14 protein-coding genes are annotated in these 20,671 nt (G+C 72.8%); 6 read left to right on the forward strand and 8 right to left on the reverse strand.

Going from position 1 to position 20,671, the window contains the following annotated elements:
* The first annotated feature begins 77 nt into the window (after positions 1 to 77).
* A complete protein-coding gene (locus tag ACZ601_RS32690; protein ID WP_469544767.1) occupies positions 78 to 1,097 on the forward strand; it encodes a hypothetical protein in 1,020 nt (339 codons plus the stop codon).
* A gap of 15 nt (positions 1,098 to 1,112) precedes the next feature.
* Here the strand turns inward: ACZ601_RS32690 and ACZ601_RS32695 are convergent, their stop codons facing one another.
* Complete coding sequence (locus ACZ601_RS32695; RefSeq protein ID WP_469544839.1) at positions 1,113 to 2,705, reverse strand: cell division protein PerM; 1,593 nt, start codon at positions 2,703 to 2,705, stop codon at positions 1,113 to 1,115.
* Between the two features lie 125 nt (positions 2,706 to 2,830).
* On the opposite strand from ACZ601_RS32695, the gene ACZ601_RS32700 reads away from it, so the two are divergent.
* A complete protein-coding gene (locus ACZ601_RS32700; RefSeq protein WP_469544769.1) occupies positions 2,831 to 4,057 on the forward strand; it encodes a helix-turn-helix domain-containing protein in 1,227 nt (408 codons plus the stop codon).
* 128 nt (positions 4,058 to 4,185) lie between these two features.
* Here ACZ601_RS32700 and sucD read toward each other — a convergent pair whose 3' ends face one another.
* From sucD to ACZ601_RS32725, 5 genes are all read right to left on the reverse strand, one after another.
* Positions 4,186 to 5,070: a succinate--CoA ligase subunit alpha gene (sucD, locus tag ACZ601_RS32705; RefSeq protein WP_024488439.1), complete on the reverse strand. Its 885-nt coding sequence runs from the start codon at positions 5,068 to 5,070 to the stop codon at positions 4,186 to 4,188.
* 21 nt (positions 5,071 to 5,091) lie between these two features.
* Positions 5,092 to 6,273, reverse strand: a complete 1,182-nt coding sequence (gene sucC, locus ACZ601_RS32710; protein WP_469544771.1) for an ADP-forming succinate--CoA ligase subunit beta — start codon at positions 6,271 to 6,273, stop codon at positions 5,092 to 5,094.
* 283 nt (positions 6,274 to 6,556) lie between these two features.
* A complete protein-coding gene (locus ACZ601_RS32715) occupies positions 6,557 to 7,822 on the reverse strand; it encodes a VWA domain-containing protein (protein WP_469544773.1) in 1,266 nt (421 codons plus the stop codon).
* A complete protein-coding gene (locus tag ACZ601_RS32720; protein WP_469544840.1) occupies positions 7,819 to 10,251 on the reverse strand; it encodes a DUF5682 family protein in 2,433 nt (810 codons plus the stop codon). The genes ACZ601_RS32715 and ACZ601_RS32720 overlap by 4 nt, the downstream gene beginning before the upstream one ends.
* 35 nt (positions 10,252 to 10,286) lie before the next feature.
* Positions 10,287 to 11,399 carry an ATP-binding protein gene (locus ACZ601_RS32725; RefSeq protein WP_469544775.1) on the reverse strand — a complete coding sequence of 371 codons (1,113 nt, stop codon included), beginning with the start codon at positions 11,397 to 11,399 and terminating at the stop codon, positions 10,287 to 10,289.
* A gap of 116 nt (positions 11,400 to 11,515) precedes the next feature.
* Between ACZ601_RS32725 and ACZ601_RS32730 the strand changes: the two genes are divergently transcribed.
* Together ACZ601_RS32730 and ACZ601_RS32735 are read left to right on the forward strand one after the other, a co-directional pair.
* Positions 11,516 to 12,958, forward strand: coding sequence for an SWIM zinc finger family protein (locus tag ACZ601_RS32730; RefSeq protein ID WP_469544777.1), 1,443 nt, complete (start codon positions 11,516 to 11,518; stop codon positions 12,956 to 12,958).
* Positions 12,959 to 13,049: 91 nt separating this feature from the next.
* On the forward strand, positions 13,050 to 14,747 hold the full coding sequence (locus tag ACZ601_RS32735) for a DUF5691 domain-containing protein (RefSeq protein ID WP_469544779.1): 1,698 nt from the start codon (positions 13,050 to 13,052) through the stop codon (positions 14,745 to 14,747).
* Here ACZ601_RS32735 and ACZ601_RS32740 read toward each other — a convergent pair.
* Positions 14,713 to 15,126: a cobalamin B12-binding domain-containing protein gene (locus tag ACZ601_RS32740; RefSeq protein WP_311303688.1), complete on the reverse strand. Its 414-nt coding sequence runs from the start codon at positions 15,124 to 15,126 to the stop codon at positions 14,713 to 14,715. The genes ACZ601_RS32735 and ACZ601_RS32740 overlap by 35 nt on opposite strands.
* A 408-nt stretch (positions 15,127 to 15,534) precedes the next feature.
* Here ACZ601_RS32740 and ACZ601_RS32745 point away from each other — a divergent pair, with 408 nt between their 5' ends.
* Positions 15,535 to 16,440 carry an esterase/lipase family protein gene (locus ACZ601_RS32745; RefSeq protein ID WP_469544781.1) on the forward strand — a complete coding sequence of 302 codons (906 nt, stop codon included), beginning with the start codon at positions 15,535 to 15,537 and terminating at the stop codon, positions 16,438 to 16,440.
* Positions 16,441 to 16,606: 166 nt separating this feature from the next.
* Positions 16,607 to 18,118 (forward strand): M23 family metallopeptidase, encoded by a 1,512-nt coding sequence (locus ACZ601_RS32750; protein ID WP_469544783.1) that lies wholly within the window; start codon positions 16,607 to 16,609, stop codon positions 18,116 to 18,118.
* A gap of 55 nt (positions 18,119 to 18,173) precedes the next feature.
* On the opposite strand, the gene pcrA is transcribed toward ACZ601_RS32750, so the two are convergent.
* Positions 18,174 to 20,612, reverse strand: a complete 2,439-nt coding sequence (pcrA, locus tag ACZ601_RS32755) for a DNA helicase PcrA (RefSeq protein ID WP_469544785.1) — start codon at positions 20,610 to 20,612, stop codon at positions 18,174 to 18,176.
* Positions 20,613 to 20,671 lie beyond the last annotated feature (59 nt).

Below are 20,671 nucleotides of genomic sequence, written 5' to 3' on the forward strand. Positions count from 1 at the left end.
CCTCGCCGGGAGGTAGCGTCAGGGACAGCGAACCGTCCGCAGGGCGGCAATGACGAGATGGGGAAGACGTTCACCATATGCCGGACCGACGCCGCCGCACCGCCTTCCGCCACCCGCTGACCGAGCCGAGCTCACTGCTGATGCGGGAGCGCCAGTCCCCCACGCCGGGCTCCTCCTCTTCTTCGCCCTCCTCCTCTTCCTCGTCCTCTTCCTCGTCCTCTTCTTCGTCTCCTTCGTCCTCTTCGCCGTCGGGGCCCTCCGGGTCAGGGCCGCAGGACGACAATCCCTTCGCGCCGCCGCCGGAGGACCGCCCGGACCAGCCGTGGCAGCCGCGCCACCCGGTCAACGGCGGGAACGGCGGGAACAACGGAAACGGGGACGGTGGGGACGCGCCGGAGGACGGCTCCACGGACAACCGGCCCGTCTGGGGCAGCCAGTGGAGCAGCCAGCAGCCCGGACGCCAGAGCGGCGGCTTCGGCGGGCAGCCCGCCGGACCCACCGGACCGAACGGACCGGGTGGCGGCAAGGGCGGCCCCGAGGGCAAGCCCGGCGGGTTGCGCTGGGACCCGACCGACCCCGTCCAGCGCCGGGCGCGCTACTCCCTGCTCGCCGGCATGTGGGCCTTCTTCTTCGCGATCTTCGATCTGCCGGAGATCGCCCTGCTGCTGGGGGCGCTCGCGACCTACTGGTCGATCAGCGCGCTCCGGGCCAAGCCGAAGGACCCGTCAGCGACCGGCGACAAGGCCGCCGCGCAGCCGGCGGCCCCGGGCGCGGACGCCGCTCTCCAGGGGCCCGGTACCGCCGCAGGCCCGGCCCCCGCGCCGGGTTCGGCTGCCGCGCCGAGCGCACCGGGCGCAGCCGGTGCGCCGGGTTCCAATGTCTTGCAGCGCGGCAGCAGGCAGCAGACGACGGCCGCGGTCAGCGGTCTGGTGACGGCCCTGATCGCTCTGGCGATCGTCGCGACGTCGTTCACGGTGCAGCTGGTCTACCGCGACTACTACACCTGCGTGAACGACGCCCTCACCAAGTCGGGCCAGGTGGCCTGCAACGACCTGCTGCCGAAGCCGCTGGAGCCCCTCTTCGGCGTCAAGAAGTAGCGTCCGGAGCCGGCTTCAGGAAGTGGTGTCCGGCGGGCGGACCGGTCCGGCCTCGGCCGGCTGGTCCGCCCTTTCGCTGTCCGCCCGTTCGCTGTCCGCCCTCGCGTGCCAGGGATCGGTCGGCAGGAAGTCGTACAGCTCGGCGTCCTCGTCGTCCGCGCTGTCCTTCGCGTCCTTGGCGCCCTTGGTGTCTTTGGCGCCCTTGGCGTCCTTGTCACCCTCACCGTCCTTGGTCTTGGCGTCCGCGTTCCGCCCGGTGGTGCCTTCCGGGACGGGGACGGGGGCCGGTGCGGGTGCGGGTGCGGGCCCCGTGCTCTTCGCCGGCTGCTCGGGCTGCTCGGGTGCGGTACGTCCACGCAGCCGCCAGGCCCGCAGCAGCAGCGCCAGCGGTACGCCGAGTACGGCCGTCCACACCAGGGCCGCCGCCCCGATGCGCCACCACACCGGGCCGAACTCCGCCAGCGCCCGGGTCCCGAGCGGTCCGCCGGCCGCCGCCGCGAGGAGCGCCGCACCGGCCCCGCACCCCAGCGCCCCCAGCGCGGCGGTGAACGCGGTCTCCCGCAGGCTCCACGCCTCCTCGCGCTCACCGTGCGCGGGCGCCGCCCGTCGCACGGTGAACCAGGCGACCGCCAGCGCCGCCGCGACCGGGACCGCGGCCGTCGCCCAGTTCGGCGGCGTCCCCGCGCCCTCGGCCGGCATCGCGGCCAGCAGCGGGAAGTCCGGCACCGCCGGGCGGCCGGTGAACGCCATCGGGCCGACCGTGGCCCCCGTACCGAGCGCGAACCCCGGCCCGAGCCCGTACGCCGCACCCCACACCGCCGCGTTCGGCACCAGCAGCAGCGCCAGGAACAGCACCGCGAACCGGCCGGCCCAGTCGCCGGAGATCCGCAGGAACGAGTCCTGGACCGGGTCCGCGTGCCACACCAGCGCCACCGCGACCACCAGCGCGCCCCCGCCCAGCAGGACCATCACCCCGGCCGCCGCGGAGCGGCCCGCCGCCTCCGCCCGCCGGACGAACCGGGAGCGCGCCATCGCCTCGTGCAGCCGCACCGGCGCCCATGACGGTGGCGGCCCGACCGGGCGCCCGGCCGCCGTCCACACCCCGGCCGCCGCCGCGCCCGCCACCACGAGGAGCGAAGGGAACAGCAGGGACAGCGGCTCCGCAGACAGCGAGGCCCCGCGTGCGTAGAGCGCGACCGGCGCCCCGACCAGCAGGTATCCGCCCGTCACCAGGGCGAACGCGGCTCCGGGCGAGGGGGCTCCGCGCCCTTCGTCGGGCTCCAGCGCGTCCCTGACCGCGCGGTGCACCAGCCAGACCGGCATGGCGGCGAGCAGCAACGGGACGACGCCGACGGGGGCCGGGGTCCCGGTCAGGGTGTCGGTTCTGATCAGTTCGGCGCCATGGGCGAGCAGCCAGAGTCCGGCGGCCGTGTGGACAGCCTCGCCGGAACCGCTGCCGGAGGCCGGGGAACTGATCCACAGCACCATGACGAGCACCGCGATGGAGCCCAGCCCGAGCCCTGCGGCGAGCACCCCGCGCAGCAGCGCCGAGGCCAGTACGGCGGGCCGTCCCTGGTCTGCCGACAACGAGGGGCTGCGTTCGGTCACTTGGGTCACGCCGCAATGCTCCCAACGACACGCGCTTAATCCATGTAACGGGCGAATGACCGCTGTGTCGCTCAATATATGTTTATGTACTTTTTGACCCAGTGCAGACCGGGCGGGGAACCCTCATGACACAGAGCACGACCGGCACGGCCGCCGCCCAGCCGCTCCCCTCGCCCAAGGAGCGCCGCAGGCTGCGCGAGGCGAAGTCGCTGACCGAGGAGCAGGTCGCGGCGGCCGTGGGGGTCACCCGGGCCACGGTCCGGTCCTGGGAGACGGGCCGCACCAGTCCACGCGGGCGCAAGCGCGAGGCGTACGCCCGGCTCATCGGAATGGCGGACGCGACGTCCACGGCTACGCCTCCCCCGAAGCCCCCCGTGGAACCGCACGTCGAGGTGCCCGTCGAGGTGACCGGCCGGACGCCCGGCGAGAAACCCGGCGCGTCATCCGTCGAGCCTCCTGCCGACCCCCTTGAGGAGACGCCCACCGAGACACCCGGCGGGCCCCACGGCGAGAGGCCCGCCGAGCCGCCCAGCGCCTCCCCCGCCGAGGCGTTCGACGCGCTGTACCGGCACACGGCCGCCGCGCTGTTCCGCCAGACCTATCTGCTGACCGGCCGCCGCAACCTGTCCCGCGAGGCCGTCGGCAAGGCCTTCGACCTCGCCTGGCAGCGCTGGCCGGAGGTCGCCGTGGACCGCGACCCGGTGGGCTGGGTACGGGCGGCCGCCTACGAGCACGCGATGTCGCCGTGGCGGCGGGTGCGCCCCGAACACCGCCACGCCGATCCGCCGCCCGAGGCGCCCGGCCCCCGCGCGCTGCTCGACGCGCTGCTGTCCCTGCCGCCCGCGTACCGCCGCACGCTGCTGCTCCACGACGGGGTCGGGCTCGGGCTGCCCGAGACCGCAGCGGAGACGGAGGCGAGCACCCCGGCGGCGGCGGGGCGGCTGATGACCGCGCGGGCGGCCGTCGCGGAGAAGCTGCCCGAGCTCGCGACGGCGACGGCACCGGCCGAGCAGGCGGCGCTGCTGCACGAGCACCTGGGCGCGCTCGCCCGCGCCCAGCCCGCGACCTCGCTGCCGGTCCCGGAGCTGATCCGGACAGGCAGCGAGCGCAAGGCGCAGCTCTGGACGCGGGCGGCCATCGCGTTCACCGTGCTGCTGATCGGCCTGACCCTGATCACCCTGGCCACTGCCCCGAGGAAGTACGAAACGCCTCAGTCGCCCGCGCAGAAGGTCAGCGGGGTGCCGGCGCTGGGCGGGCCGCAGAAGCTCACGCCGCAGGACAAGAAGCTCCAGAAGAAGCTCGGCGGCGAGCTGGTGCGCGGCCCGGCCCGGCTGGTTCCCCGGGTGGGCTGAGCCCTGGGGCGTGTCCTGAAAGCCCCGTACACGAAAGACGCGGGCCCGTACCCCCGGCCGGGGGTACGGGCCCGCGTCTGTGCGCTCGGTGACGCGATCCTGCGGTGCTGCTCCGACGCGGTGAGGCGTCAGGCGCCGAGGATCTCGCGCGCCAGCTTGGCGGTCTCGGTCGGCGTCTTGCCGACCTTGACGCCGGCGGCCTCAAGGGCCTCCTTCTTCGCCTGCGCGGTGCCGGAGGAGCCGGAGACGATGGCGCCGGCGTGGCCCATGGTCTTGCCCTCGGGGGCGGTGAAGCCCGCGACGTAACCGACGACGGGCTTGGTGACGCTCTTCGCGATGAAGTCCGCCGCACGCTCCTCGGCGTCGCCGCCGATCTCGCCGATCATGACGATCAGGTCGGTCTCGGGGTCGGCCTCGAACGCCGCGAGGGCGTCGATGTGCGTCGTACCGATGACCGGGTCGCCACCGATGCCGACGGCGGACGAGAAGCCGATGTCACGCAGCTCGTACATCATCTGGTAGGTCAGCGTGCCGGACTTCGACACGAGACCGATGCGGCCGGGCTTGGTGATGTCGCCCGGGATGATGCCGGCGTTGGACTGGCCGGGGGTGATGAGACCCGGGCAGTTCGGACCGATGATCCGGGTCTTGTTGCCCTTGGCGTTGGCGTACGCCCAGAAGGCGGCCGAGTCGTGCACGGCGATGCCCTCGGTGATCACGACGGCGAGGGGGATCTCGGCGTCGATCGCCTCGACGACGGCGGCCTTCGAGAAGGCCGGCGGCACGAAGAGGACGGACACGTTCGCGCCGGTCTTCTCCATCGCTTCCTTGACGGAACCGAAGACGGGTACCTCGTTGCCGTCGAAGTCGACGGAGGTGCCGGCCTTGCGCGGGTTCACGCCGCCGACGATGTTGGTGCCGTCGGCGAGCATGAGCTTGGTGTGCTTCATGCCCGTCGCGCCGGTCATCCCCTGGACGATGACCTTGCTGTCCTTGGTGAGGAAGATAGCCATGGTGGTCTGAGTCCCTCTTCCTTACTTCGCAGCCGCGGCGAGCTCGGCGGCCTTGTCGGCCGCGCCGTCCATGGTGTCCACGCGCTGAACCAGCGGGTGGTTGGCGTCGGAGAGGATCTTGCGACCCAGCTCCGCGTTGTTGCCGTCGAGGCGCACGACGAGCGGCTTGGTGACCGCTTCGCCCTTGGTCTTGAGCAGTTCGAGCGCCTGGACGATGCCGTTGGCGACCTCGTCACAGGCAGTGATGCCACCGAAGACGTTGACGAACACGGACTTGACGTCCGGGTCGCCGAGGATGATCTCCAGGCCGTTCGCCATGACCTCTGCGGAGGCGCCGCCACCGATGTCGAGGAAGTTGGCGGGCTTCACGTTGCCGTGGTGCTCACCGGCGTACGCGACGACGTCCAGGGTCGACATGACCAGACCGGCACCGTTACCGATGATGCCGACCTCGCCGTCGAGCTTGACGTAGTTGAGGTTCTTGGCCTTGGCCGCAGCTTCGAGCGGGTTGGCTGCCGCCTTGTCCTCAAGAGCCTCGTGCTCCGGCTGGCGGAAGTCGGCGTTCTCGTCGAGAGAGACCTTTCCGTCCAGGGCCAGGATCCGGCCGTCCTTGGTCTTCACCAGCGGGTTGACCTCGACGAGGAGGGCGTCCTCCGCGACGAAGGTGTCCCACAGGGTCACCATGGCCTCGGCGACACCCTCGGCCACCTCGGCCGGGAACTTCGCCTGGGCCACGATCTCGCGGGCCTTCACGATGTCGACACCGTCAACGGCGTTCACCGGGACCTTCGCGAGGGCCTCGGGGGTCTTCTCCGCGACCTCCTCGATGTCCATGCCGCCCTGCACGGAGGCCATGGCCAGGAAGGTGCGGTTGGTGCGGTCCAGGAGGTACGAGACGTAGTACTCCGCCTCGATCTCCGGGGACAGCTCGGCGATCATCACCTTGTGGACCGTGTGGCCCTTGATGTCCATGCCGAGGATGTCGGTCGCACGGGCGACCGCCTCGTCGGGGTCGGCCGCCAGCTTGACGCCACCGGCCTTGCCCCGGCCACCGACCTTCACCTGCGCCTTGACGACAGACTTGCCGCCCAGCCGCTCGGTCGCCTCGCGGGCTGCCTCAGGCGTGTCGATGACTTCACCGGCCAGCACCGGTACACCGTGCTTGGCGAAGAGGTCCCTCGCCTGGTACTCGAACAGGTCCACGCGCGTCCGTCCCTTATCAAATGGTCTCGCGGTTGGTTTTCTGCGTGGGCGTGCCGCGAGGGGCAACGTGACTGCTCTGTCACTAGGAAGGCGCACACGGTGACCGAATACGCGGCATGTCCATCTCGCAGGTTATCCCCGCGCCCCGCAGGACCCTAAATCGCAGATCCCCCCTGGGCGGTGATTACGGTCACAGGCCGCCCTGGTGGCCGGGTCGCAGTGGACAAATCGGCCCCGGTACGACGGTCGGGGGACGGCCTGTCCGGGCCGGGAGACACCGCCGTCACGCAGGGGCCTCCCGGTCCGGCACGGGCACCGGTCGCTTCTCGATCGCGGCCGCCATCACCTCCGGGAAGAGGTCCGGCGTGCAGGCGAAGGCCGGAGCACCCAGCGCGGCGAGCGCCGTCGCGTGGTCACGGTCGTAGGCGGGCGCTCCCTCGTCGGAGAGGGCCAGCAGGGTCACGAACCGCACCCCGGACGCCTTCATCGCGGCGACCCGCTTCAGCATCTCGTCGCGGATGCCGCCCTCGTACAGATCGCTGATGAGCACGACGACGGTGTCCGCCGGGCGGGTGATCCTGGACTGGCAGTAGGCGAGCGCCCGGTTGATGTCGGTGCCGCCGCCGAGCTGGGTGCCGAAGAGCACGTCCACCGGGTCGTCGAGCTGGTCGGTGAGATCGACGACGGCCGTGTCGAAGACGACGAGTCTGGTCCGCAGGGCGCGCATGGAGGCGAGCACGGCGCCGAAGACCGAGGCGTACACGACGGAGGCCGCCATCGAACCGGACTGGTCGACGCAGAGGATGACGTCCTTGCGTACGGACCGCGCGGCGCGCCCGTAGCCGATGAGCCGCTCGGGCACGACCGTGCCCGTCCCGGCCGCCCCGTCCTCGCCGGGGAGGGTCAGATAGTTCTTGAGGTTGGCCCGGATGGTGCGGTTCCAGTCGATGTCGTGGTGACGCGGCCGGCTGACCTTCGCCGAGCGGTCCAGCGCACCCGTGAGCGCGGTCCTGGTGCGGGTGGTGAGGCGGCTCTCCAGCTTCTCGACGACCTTGCGCACGACGGCTCGCGCGGTCTCCTTCGTCGTTTCCGGCATGACCTTGTTGAGCGAGAGCAGGGTGCCGACGAGATGGACGTCCGGCTCGACTGCCTCCAGCATCTCCGGTTCGAGCAGGAGCGCGGAGAGGCCCAGCCGGTCGATGGCGTCGCGCTGCATGACCTGGACGACGGAGCTGGGGAAGTACGTACGGATGTCCCCGAGCCAGCGGGCCACGGAGGGCGCGGACGCGCCGAGCCCGGCCGAGCGGCCGCTGCCGCCCCGGCCGCCGGGCTGTCTGCCGCCGCTCTCGTACAGCGCGGTCAGTGCGCCGTCCATCGCGGCGTCGCGTGCGGTCAGGGTGCGGCCGGTGCTCTCCGCACTGTCCGCGCCCAGCACCATGCGCCAGCGCCGCAGCCGTTCGGCGTCCGCCGCCTTGGTGTCCGTGGCTGTGTGGGTGTCTACGTGGGTGTCCGTGGGGGTGTTCCTCTGTGTGTGCGTGTTCCTGGTCATCCCGTCGCCCCCAGTGTCTGTTCGTCGTTCCCGGTCGCCGCCGCTCCCTCGTCCAGGCCCAGCAGGAGGCGGAGCACCGGCAGCACCGCGTCCGCGCGTGGACCGTCCAGGACCGGGCCGAATCCGGGGGCCGTCGTCCCGCCGGGGACCGCGACCGCGCCGGCCCCTCCCCCGGCGGCCGGGCCGCGCCGGACGAGCTCGCCCAGCGTGCGCCGGACGCCCGATTCGTACGCCGAGAACGTGCGGCGCAGCAGGGGCAGCACGTCGGTGAAGGTGTCCGGGGCGACTCCGGACAGCCAGGTGTCGACCAGGGCGAGCAGCCTCTCGTCGTGGACCAGGAGCATGCCGCCGCCGGCCGCCCCGCCGACGAAGCCCTCGATCCACGCGGCGGCCTCTGCGGGCGGTGTGCCGGACGAGAGGGCCAGGCCCATCAGCCGGGCCGCGTCGTCCTGTTCGAGGTGTCCGTCGTCGAGCAGCAGTCGGGCGGACCGGCCCCGGATCACTCCCGCGACCGCGTCCCGGGCGGCGAGCTTGTGCAGGACCGCTCGCCAGCGCTCGCGCAGCCCGTCCGCGTTCGCCGGTACGGCGCCGGCGAGCAGGCCGACCGCTGTGTGGACGCCGTCCACCTGGCGGCGCAGCGCGGCGGCCCCCTCGTCGTCGAGTCCGGTGCAGGCGGGGGGCAGCCCGACGCAGATCCGCTCCGCGAGCCCCGCCGCGACCTCCCCGAGCGCGGCGGTGTCCGTGGACCGGACGTCTCCGTAGCGCAGCGCGCGGGCCAGGGACGGCAGGGCGTCCGCGAGGTGGCCGACGTCCGTGTCGAGCGCGGCGCGGTCCGCGAGCATCCGCATGACGACGGGCAGCGCGTCGGGCAGTCCGGCCAGCAGGCACCGTTCCGCGAGCGCGGTGACGTCGGCCAGGGCGGTGGCCGACAGGGCGTCCGACTCGGCGCGGGCGGTGGCGGCGGAGAGCACGGTGGTGCCCCAGATGCCCGCCTCCGCGACGCGTACGTACAGCTCCGGTTCCCAGCGCAGCCGCCAGCTCTCCCGGAAGGTGCCGGTGCTCCCCCGGCCCGCTGTGGGCTCGCCCCAGCCGACGCCGAGGAGCCGCAGCCGGTGCAGCAGCCGGCTTCGCGCCGCGTCGGTGTCCTTGCGGAGGTCGAGCTCGATGTCCCGTTCGGACGCCTCCGGTCTGAGCCGCAGGGTGCGCTGCCGGCGGGTGAGGTCGCGCTGGAGCGGCACGGCGGGGGCGGTGTCGGGTACCTCGCCGAGGGCGCCGCCGACGATCAGCCGGTCCCGGACGAGGGCGAGCGGCATGTCGGAGCCCTCGCACATCACGGCCCGCACGGCGTCGGTCGCCTCGCTCAGTCCGGCGAGCGGCCGGCCGCGCATGGCGGCGAGGGTCCCGGCGAGCCGGACGGCCTCGATGACGTGGGCGGACGACACGAACCGGTCCTCGTCGCGCAGGAGTCCGGCGACCTTGGTCATCCACCGTTCGACCGGGCGGTCCGGGGAGGCGAAGAGGTGTGCGTACCAGCCCGGTGAGTCGATCCCGGCCCCGTATCCGCTGTGCCGGGCGAGCCGCTGGTGGGTCCAGGGCACCCAGGTCAGCTCGGCCTTGACCTTGGGCAGTCCCTTGAGGAGGGCCCGGTCGGCCGCGAGCGTCGTCCTCGCTTCGAGCGCGGGTACGTGCCAGGCGCCGCAGACCACGGCGACGTCGTCGTCGAACTCCTTGCGGGCCGTGCGCAGCTGGATCCGCATGTACGCCTCGCGGACCGCGTCCCTGGGGTGGCCGCCGTCCCCGTACACCTCGCGCAGGGCGGTCATCGCCTCGCCGAGCGCGGCGAAGGGCGCCAACGGGTCGACGGGGGCCCCGTCGTGGGCGCGGTGTTCGACGACGTCCTCCCACCAGCGCTCGGGGTCGTCGTAGCCCGCGGTCTCGGCCAGCACCCCGATGGGGTCGACCGGGACGGGCGGCGGGACCGCTTCCCCGGCGTCCTCGGACGCCTCCCGGCGCTCCTCTTCTTCCCTCTTCCCCTCCTTCTCTTTCTTCTCCTCGTCCTTCTCCGCCATGGCCAGCGAGTGCGCGGCGGGGAGGTCGATGAAGCGGACCGGCACGTCGTGCGCGAGGGCCCAGCGGATCGCGACCCATTCGGGCGAGAACCCGGCGAGCGGCCAGAAGGCCGCCCGGCCGGGATCGTCCACCGCGTGGGCGAGCAGTGCGACGGGCGGCCGCATCTGCTCGTCGGCGGCGAGCGGCAGCAGCGCGTCGCCCTCGGGCGGGCCCTCGATCAGCACGGCCCGGGGCCGGGCGGCCTCCAGTGCGGCGCCGACGGCGCGGGCCGAGCCGGGGCCGTGGTGCCGCACCCCCAGCAGCAGCGGCCCGCCGGGGCGGCGCGGGGTGCCTGAGCGCGGGGCAGCTGAGCGCGAGATCCCGGGGCGCGAGATCCCGGGGCGCGGGGTGCCGGTCACGCGGAGGCCTCACGGCAGGCGCGGTAGAAGTCCTTCCAGCCGTCCCGCTCACGCACCACCGTCTCCAGGTACTCCTGCCAGACCACCCGGTCGGCGGCCGGGTCCCGCACGACCGCGCCGAGGAGGCCGGCCGCCACGTCACCCGCGCGCAGCACCCCGTCACCGAAGTGGGCGGCGAGCGCGAGGCCGTTGGTGACTACGGAGATGGCCTCGGCCGTGGACAGCGTCCCCGAGGGCGACTTGATCCTGGTGCGGCCGTCGGTGGTGACCCCGTCGCGCAGCTCGCGGAAGACGGTGACCACGCGGCGGATCTCCGCGAGGCCGTCGGGTGCGGGAGGCAGGTCGAGCGCGCGGCCGACCTGCTCGACGCGCCGGGAGACGATCTCGACCTCCGCCTCCGGGGTGGCCGGCAGCGGCAGGACCACCGTGTTGAACCGGCGGCGCAGCGCGCTGGACAGCTCGTTGACCCCTCGGTCGCGGTCGTTGGCGGTGGCGATGACGTTGAACCCGCGGACCGCCTGGACCTCCTGGCCCAGCTCGGGCAGTGGCAGGGTCTTCTCGGACAGGATGGTGATCAGCGAGTCCTGCACATCGGCGGGCATCCGGGTGAGCTCCTCGATCCGCGCGGTCATGCCCTCGGACATGGCGCGCATCAGCGGGCTCGGTACCAGCGCGTCGCGGCTGGGGCCGTGCGCGAGGAGCTGTGCGTAGTTCCACCCGTAGCGGACCGCTTCCTCCGGGGTGCCCGCCGTGCCCTGGACCAGGAGGGTCGAATCTCCGCTGACGGCGGCCGCGAGGTGCTCCGACACCCAGGTCTTGGCGGTGCCGGGCACCCCGAGCAGGAGCAGCGCCCGGTCCGTGGCGAGGGTGCTGACGGCGACCTCCACGAGACGGCGCGGCCCCACGTACTTGGGTGAGATCACCGTGCCGTCGGGCAGCGCACCGCCCAGCAGGTACGTGGCGACGGCCCAGGGCGACAGCCGCCAACGGGCGGGGCGCGAGCGGTCGTCGGCGGCCGCGAGCGCCTTCAGCTCGTCGGCGAAGGCATCTTCCGCGTGCGGGCGCAGCGCCTCTGCGCCCACGGCCGCGGTGGTTTCTGACACGGTCATGGATCCCCCTCCAGATCGGTCGTCCCGATGTGCTTCCCACCGTGCACCATGGCACTGACAATCAACGTTCGCGCAGGTCACATCAGTTGTCAGTGGTGCGGCCTACCGTCGTATGCATGCTGCTGACTGACGGGGGAGAACCCTTGGGCACCGCCGCTCCGGCGGTGCGCTGGACGGTGGAGCAGGTCCTGGCCCTGGCTCCTGACGACGCTTCACGCAAGGCAGGGAACAAGCTCGGTACGGCCGGTCCGTGGTCGGACACCGGCCGGGAGGAGCAGGGGGCGTTGTGGGGGCTGTGCAGAGGGAGCGGGAGTACGCCGTACCGGACGGTGGTCGACACCACGGGGCCCGCGTACACGTGCAGTTGCCCCAGCCGGAAGTTCCCCTGCAAGCACGCGCTGGGCCTTCTGCTGCTCCGGGCGTCCGACGAGGCGGCCCTGCCCTCGGCCGTTCCGCCGGACTGGGCCGGTGAGTGGCTGGCGGGCCGGCGCCGCCGCGCGGAGGCCTCTGCGGTGCGGGAGGAGCCGGACGGCGGCGCGGGCGCGGCCGCCGGGCCCGCCGATCCGGCCGCCGCCCGGCGCCGGGCCGAGCGCAGGGCCGAGCGGATCGGCGGCGGCGTCCGGGAGCTGGAGCGGCGCCTGACCGACCTGGTGCGCGGCGGGCTGGCGGCGGCAGAGCAGTCCGGGGACGGGCTGTGGGAGGAGACGGCGGCCCGGATGGTCGATGCCCAGGCGCCCGGTCTCGCCGGCCGGGTGCGGGAGTTGGGGGCGATGCCGACATCCGGGCCGGGCCGGCCGGTGCGGCTGCTGGAGGAGTGCGCGCTGCTGCATCTGCTGGACACGGGCTGGCAGCGCATCGACCGGCTGCCGCCGCCACTGGCGGCCACGGTCCGTACCCGCGTCGGGCTGCCGGCCGCTGCCGGGGGTGCGCCGGTCCGTGACCACTGGCTGGTCCTCGCCCAGTACGACACCCCGGAGGGCAAGATCGTCGCCCGCCGTATCTGGCTGTACGGGCGGGAGTCGGGCCGCACCGCGCTGCTGCTGTCCTTCGGGGCCCCCGGCCGCTCCCCCGGCCAGGCCCTGCCGGTGGGTGTCACGCTGGACGCGGAGCTCACCCCGCATCAGGGGGCGGGACAGCTACGGGCCGAGCTGGGGCCGCAGTTCGGCTCTCCGGTGCCGGCCGCTACCCCGCCGCCGGGTGTCACGGTCACCGGGGCCATCGCCGCGTACGGACGGGCCCTGGGCGACGACCCCTGGCTGGACTCCTGGCCGGTGACCCTGCGCGACGTCATACCCGTGCCGTCCCGGGACGGCTGGCAACTGGTGCACGCGGAAGGGGATTCGGCCCTGCCGGTCGCCCCGGCCGCGCTGTCCCGGCCCGCCCTGTGGAAGCTCGTCGCGCTGTCCGGCGGCGGACCGCTCACCGTCTTCGGGGAGTGCGGCCACCGCGGCTTCGACCCACTCGCGGCCTGGGCGCCCACGGACGCGCACGCGAGCAGGGGCGCGCAGTCGGCCACGGACGCGCGGCCGGCCCACGCCGAGACGGTTCCGCTCATCTGACTCCCGGCGGACCCGGCGGACCCGGCGGACCCGATGGACCCGATGGACCCGGCGAACTCCCCTGCTTCCTGTGACTCCTGATGGAGGAACGATGACCCGTACCAACCCACCCAGCACGCCCACCGCCCCCGCCGCCCCCGCCGCACCCGCCGCACCCGCCGCCCCGTGGGACGAGCTGGTCACCTCGGCGCTGCTCGGCACGGACCGCCGCCGGCCACCGGGTGTGCCGGACGGCGCCGGTCCGGACGGCGCGGCGGTCGCGCTGCTGGACGCGGCCGCCCTACACACCGTGCGGCGCCGGGCGGGACTGCTGCCCGCCCCTGCCGCGCCCCGGCCCGCTCCGGCGCCCGCCGACCCCCGGCCGGCCCTGCCGGGGCCCGCCCGGAGCCGGCTGGAACGGCTGCTCGCGGACCGGGCGGCCCCGAGCGGTTCCGCCGGCAGACGCGGCACCGCTCCCGATCTGACCGAACTGATCCCGCAGTGGCTGGCCACCGCCAATCTGCACGGATACCGAGCACCGGACGTGACGCTGCCCGCCCTGCTGGACGCGGCCCGCGCGCGGACCGACCTGCGGCCGCAGGCCCTGGCGTTCGCCGGACCGCGCGGGCTCTGGCTGGCCGGGCTGAACCCCGAGTGGAAGTTCGCGCTGCGCGGTGCGTCCGGCACCGCGCTGCTGCCGGCCGTGACCGACCGGGAGGCGGTCCACCGGCTTTGGGAGGAGGGCCTGTTCGCGGAGCGGGTCGCGCTGCTCTGCGCGGTACGGGCGCACGAGGCCGACGCCGCTCTCGCCCTGCTCGCAACCACGTGGGCCACCGAGCGGGCCGAGGACCGGCTGATGTTCGTCGACTCACTGCGCACCGGGCTCTCCGACGCCGACGAACCCTTCCTGGAGCAGTCCCTGACCGACCGCAGCCGCAATGTGCGGGCGACGGCAGCCGAGTTGCTCTCCGCGCTGCCCGGCTCCGCGCTCGCCCGCCGGATGGCGGACCGCGCCCTGTCCTGCGTGAGCCCCGGACTCACCGGTACCGGCCCTTCCGTCGCCGTGGAGGCCCCACACGAGTGCGATGCGGCGATGCAGCGCGACGGCGTGGTGGCGCTCCCGCCGACCGGGCGGGGCGAACGGTCGTGGTGGCTCGGCCAGTTGGTGGAGTCGTCGCCGCTCTCGATCTGGCCGGCCCGGTTCGGCGGCCGCGAGGCGCGGGAGATCGTCGCGCTTCCCGTGGCCGACGGCTGGAGCGAGGAGCTGCACGCGGCCTGGTGCCGGGCCGCCGCCCGGCAGCGGGACCCGGAGTGGGCGCGGGCGCTGCTCGGCGCCCCCTCTACACCGCCGTCGAACGGTCCGGGCACGGCCTCGCTCGCCGAGCGGTCGAAGCTCCTGATCGTGCTGCCCGCCGCCGAACGGGCCGCCTGGGTCGCCGAGTTCATCGCCGCGCACGGACTGTCGGAGGCGTTCCAGCTGCTGGGGGTCTGCCCGACCCCCTGGGCGGAGCCGCTCGGCCGCTCCGTCGTCGACGCCCTCGACATCGCCCGGGACGCCGGCAGCTACCCGTGGAGCTTCAGCGGAGTGATGGGCCTCGCGGAGCGCTGCCTGAATCCGGCGGAGGCCGACCGCCTGGAGGTCCTCACCACGACCCCCGACGAACCGGCGGACGCCTCCCCCGGCGCGAACGGCTACTGGTCGGAGGCGTTCCAGCGGCTGGTCTCCACCCTGCGGCTCCGCGCGGCGATGGACGCGGAGCTGGCACCGGGCGGGATCAGGCCTCCGCCGGCTGACGGACGTTCGCGTTGACCCAGGAGACGATCTCGACCGTCGTCGCACCCGGAGTGAAAATCTCCGCGACCCCCTGCTCCTTGAGCGGTGCGATGTCCGCCTCCGGAATGATGCCGCCGCCGAAGACCTTGATGTCCTCGGCCTCGCGCTCCTTCAACAGGGCGATGACCTTCGCGAAGAGCGTGTTGTGCGCTCCGGAGAGGATCGAGAGTCCGATCGCGTCGGCGTCCTCCTGGATCGCGGTGTCCACGATCTGCTCGGGAGTCTGGTGGAGCCCCGTGTAGATGACCTCCATACCGGCGTCGCGCAGTGCCCGCGCGATCACCTTGGCCCCTCGGTCATGGCCGTCGAGGCCCGGTTTGGCCACCACCACTCGGATCGGACCGGTCACACCCATCACTGCCTCCACACGCGTCTCCCGCCCCTGAAAGGCCGGGGATGTGAACGAACGTTATCCACAGCATCCCGCAAGCCGCTGTTTCGCGGTGGGCGGGGAGGGGGAAATCACACGTGGGACATGTTCACCGGGCGCCGTTTCCCGCAGCACGCGGCACACCTGCCGTGCGGGACCGACCGCCGGGGGAGCCGCACGAGGTCGTCGTACCACCGTGCCGTCAGCCGCACGGCACGGTGGTACGGCTCACCGACCGCCCCACCGGCCGGTCACCGAAGGTGATCCGGAAGGCACGGCGGGCGGCGGGTCCCGGACGGTGAACCGCCGCCCGGACGTCCGACACGGCGCCCCACGAGGGCATACGGGGCGGGAGCCGCCGCTCCCCGGGTGCCGGAAGCAGGAGGTCGGTCAATGAAGACCCTGCCTTTTCTTCCCCTACTGCCGCGCCGGACGGGCCCGCGCAACGCCTGGCTGTCGTCCGCACTGCTGAGAGCGACCGCGCTGGAACTCGTGGTGCTCGCCGGACACGCGCTGATCTACCCCACCGGCATCGCCGGCGAGCGGCGCCCTCCGCCACGCCCGGCCGCCGAACCGGCCCCCGCGCCTCCGGGGTCCACGGCCCTGCCCGGCGCACACGCCGGAAGCAGCGGAAACACCCGGCACATCGGCCGTCCGGACCGGCCTCCCGTCGTGCTCCTGCACGGTTTCATCGACAACCGCTCGGTCTTCGTGCTGCTGCGCCGCTCGCTGGCCCGGCACGGCTGGCGGCATCTGGAGTCGCTCAACTACTCCCCGCTGACCTGCGACATCCGCACCGCCGCCGAGCTCCTCGGCCGCCACGTCGAAGAGATCTGCGCCCGCACCGGACACCGCGAGGTCGACATCGTCGGGCACAGCCTGGGCGGCCTGATAGCGCGCTACTACGTACAGCGACTCGGCGGTGACCAGCGGGTCCGCACCCTGGTCACGCTCGGCACGCCGCACTCCGGCACCGCTGTCGCTCCGCTGGCCGGCGCCCTCCCGATCGTGCGCCAGATGCGCGGCGGCTCTGCGCCGATCGAGGAGCTCCGGCTTCCGGCACCCGGGTGCCGCACCCGGTTCATCAGCTTCTGGAGCGAGCTGGACCGGGTCATCGTCCCTGCCGAGGCGGCCTGCGTCGACCATCCCGACCTCGACGCGACCAACGTCCGCGTCAGCGGGATCGGCCATCTCGCGCTGCCCGTGCACCCGGCCGTGGCCGCCGGGGTCCGTCAGGCACTCGACGCACAGGAGCCCGGAAATAGAACGGATGTCGAACATAGAGCCAAGGCTGTGTGAGCGGTCCGTCGAAAGACAGCCGATTGCCCGATTCCTGATCGCCCGCGAGCCGTGGAAGATTGTCGGCGTCGCGTACCGCCGGGTACAGTCGCGGCCACTGCTTTCCCCCGAGGTCCCCCACGGGCCCCGGACCCAAGGTCCTGCTGCCGAGGCGAGAGAGAAGTTGGTGAACGACCAGCACCCCCACGCCGGGTATGTCGGATACGACAGCCACTCCATGAGCGGTTTCGACGACGACCCGCTCTTCGGCTCCCTCCCCAGCGGTTATGACGGCCCGTACGACACCACGGCCGGTTACGCCGCCCCGTACGACACCGGCCAGGCCGGTCACAGCGGCCAGTACGACACCACCCAGTGGGACACCGGCGCACACCGCACCGCCACGTACGACCACGCCGCCGACTACGCGGCCTACACCCCCCACTTCCAGCAGCACCCCCAGTACGAAGCGGCCCCGCAGTACGACGCGGCCCCGCAGCAGTACGGCACCACCGGCACCTGGGCGACAGCAGAGGCCCACGCGAACATCCCCGCACAGGGCGGCGCCCCCGACTCCTCCGGCCAGTGGGACACCTCCGGCTGGTACGCGAACGGCCAGTGGTCAACCACCGACACGGCGGGATACGACTCCGGCGCGTACGACGCCACCGCCTGGAACACCGGCGCCACGCCCGAGCACGCGCAGCAGACGCCGCAAAATCTGACGGCATCGCACGAGCCCGAACAGACACGGCAGCATCCGTACGAGACGTACGAGACGTACGAACCGTACGAGACGCCTGAGGCGTACGGGACGTACGAGCCCGCCCAGGCCGTGCCGACGACCCCCGGGGCCTCCGAGACCTCCGAGACCTCCGAGTTCAGCCTCCCCGAGGCGGACCCGGAGCCGGAGGCCCACCACCCCGCAGGCCGTCAGGTCTCCCGCGGTGGCAGCCGCAGCCGCAGGCGTTCGCCCGCCAAGCGCTCCGCCCTCCTCACCATCGCCGTCCCCTCCGCCTGCGTGATGAGCGTGGCGGGTATCGCCGCAGCTTCCGTGGGCGGCATGGGTGGCGGCGAGGAGAAGAGGGACGACACCACGACGATGGCGGCCGCGGACCCCGGCACGGTCAAGCCGGTGGCCGCGAACAACAAGCTGGACACCCAGCTCGCCAACCTCAGCGCCGACGCGGAGAACTTCGCCGGCCGCGCCAGCCGCACCCAGGAGCGCATCGACCTGAAAGAGCGGCAGGCCGCAGAGAAGAAGAAGCGCGAGGAGGAGGCCGCCCGCAAGGAGGCCCTGCGCCCCAAGTACGTCATGCCGGTCAAGGAACACGGACTCAGCGCGTACTTCGGCCAGGCGGGCGTCAACTGGATGTCCGTGCACACGGGCATCGACTTCCCCGTCCAGTACGGGACCCCGGTGATGGCGGCGACCGACGGCACCATCCGTACGCAGTACAACACCGCCTACGGCAACATGGCCATCGTCACGATGGCCGACGGCACCGAGACCTGGTACTGCCACCTCAGCAGCACCCGGATCCGCTCGGGCCACGTCAAGGCCGGAGACGTGATCGCGCACTCCGGGAGCTCCGGCAACTCGACCGGCCCGCACATGCACTTCGAGGTGCGGCCCGGCGGCGGCGCGGCCGTCGACCCGCTGCCCTGGCTCCGCAGCCACAACATCGACCCGACCTGATCCGGCCCGCCTCCAGAAGGATCCCGAAGGTACCGGGCCGGACCGGTACGCCCCGCTACAGCTTCTGGACCGGGGCGTACCGCAGCAGCAGCTTCTTCGGCCGCTCGTCCCCGAAGTCGACCGTGGCCTTCGCCTGGTCACCGATGCCGTCGACCGCCGTCACCGTGCCCAGACCGAACTGGTCGTGCGTGACCCGGTCACCGACCACCAGCGTGATCGTCGGCTTGTCCGACGTCCGCCGGGTCGCGAAGCCCGAGGGACCGGAGCGCGAACGGGACGCGGACAGCGATGAGGTGATGCCCGACGTCGGTCCCGCCGGAGCCGCCATCGGGCCCTTGCGCTTCCACTCCAGGTGCTGCTCCGGGATCTCCTCCAGGAACCGCGACGGCGGGTTGTACGAGGGCTGGCCCCACGCGCTGCGCATCGACGCCCGGGTCAGATAGAGCCGCTCGCGGGCGCGGGTGATGCCGACATAGGCGAGCCGGCGCTCCTCCTCCAGCTCCTTGACCTGGCCCAGCGCGCGCATGTGCGGGAAGACGCCGTCCTCCATGCCGGTCAGGAAGACCACCGGGAATTCGAGGCCCTTCGCCGTGTGCAGGGTCATCAGCGTGACGACTCCGGAGCCGTCGGTGTCCTCGTCGGGGATCTGGTCGGAGTCGGCGACGAGCGCGACCCGCTCCAGGAACTCGGCGAGCGTTCCCGACCCCTCCTCCTCGCCCCGGTCCTGCTCGAATTCGAGCGCCACGGAGGCGAGCTCCTGGAGGTTCTCGATCCGGGTCTCGTCCTGCGGGTCGGTGGAGGCCTGGAGCTCGGCCAGGTAGCCGGTCCGCTCCATGACGGCCTCCAGCACCACGGCCGGGCCCGCGCCCGACTCGACGATCGTGCGCAGCTCCTCCATCAGCGTGTTGAACCGCTTGACGGCGTTGGCGGAGCGGGCGGCCATGCCGTACGCCTCGTCGACGCGGCGCAGCGCCTGCGGGAAGGTGATCTTCTCGCGCATCGACAGGGCGTCGATCATCGCCTCCGCCCGGTCTCCGATGCCGCGCTTGGGCACGTTCAGGATGCGGCGCAGCGGGACGGTGTCCTCCGGGTTGGACAGCACCCGGAGGTAGGCCAGGACGTCCCTGACCTCCTTGCGCTCGTAGAAGCGCACCCCGCCGACGACCTTGTAGGGCAGGCCGACCCGGATGAAGATCTCCTCGAAGACACGGGACTGCGCGTTCGTCCGGTAGAAGATCGCGACGTCGCCCGCCTTGGCGTCGCCCGCGTCGGTCAGCCGGTCGATCTCGTCCGCGACGAACTGCGCCTCGTCGTGCTCGGTGTCCGCGACGTAGCCGGTGATCCGGGTGCCGGAGCCGGCGTTGGTCCAGAGGTTCTTCGGGCGGCGGCTCTCGTTGCGCTCGATGACGGCGTTGGCGGCGGACAGGATCGTCTGGGTGGAGCGGTAGTTCTGCTCCAGCAGGATCGTGGTCGCGTCCGGGTAGTCCTCCTCGAACTGGAGGATGTTGCGGATCGTGGCGCCCCGGAAGGCGTAGATCGACTGGTCGGCGTCACCGACGACGCACAGTTCGCCGGGGGCGTCGGCGGCGCCGGACGGGCCGACCAGCTCCCGTACGAGTGTGTACTGGGCGTGGTTGGTGTCCTGGTACTCGTCGACCAGGACGTGCCGGAAGCGGCGGCGGTAGTGCTCGGCGACGTCGGGGAAGGCCTGGAGCAGGTGCACCGTCGTCATGATGATGTCGTCGAAATCCAGCGCGTTGGCCTCGCGCAGCCGGGACTGGTACATCGCGTAGGCCTGGGCGAGGGTCTTCTCGAAACCGTCCGTGGCCTGTCCGGCGAAGGTCTCCTCGTCGATCAGCTCGTTCTTGAGGTTCGAGACCTTGGCCGTGAACGACTTCGGCGGGAAGCGCTTCGGGTCGAGGTCGAGATCGCGGCAGACCAGGGCCATCAGCCGCTTGGAGTCCGCCGCGTCGTAGATCGAGAACGAGGAGGTGAAGCCGAGCTTCTTCGACTCGCGGCGCAGGATCCGGACGCACGCGCTGTGGAAGGTCATGACCCACATGGCGTTGGCGCGGGGGCCGACGAGCTGCTCGACGCGCTCCTTCATCTCGCCGGCGGCCTTGTTGGTGAAGGTGATCGCCAGGATCTGGCCGGGGTGCACCCCGCGCTCGGCCAGCAGGTGGGCGATGCGGTGCGTCAGTACCCGGGTCTTGCCCGAACCGGCCCCGGCGACGATGAGCAGCGGGGAGCCCGCGTGCACGACGGCGGCGCGCTGCTCGGTGTTCAGCCCGTCGAGCAGCGCGGCGGCGTCGATGACCGGGCGGTGGGCCCCGTCGCGGTAGTACGCGTCGCGGGGCGGCGGGGGCCCGTCGAACACGCCTCCGAAGAGGTCCTCCGGCACCGCTTCGGGTGCGGAGTCCTCGGGGGGCGGCGGGGGCCCGTCCTCCGTGTGCTGGAGGCCGGCCAGGAAACTGTCGTCAAAGAGGCTGCTCATCGCTGTCAGAGTCTAGGCGGCCCTACTGACACCCCGGGCCCGCATGGCAGAACCCGTCC

Source organism: Streptomyces sp. NPDC104307 (assembly GCF_055584045.1).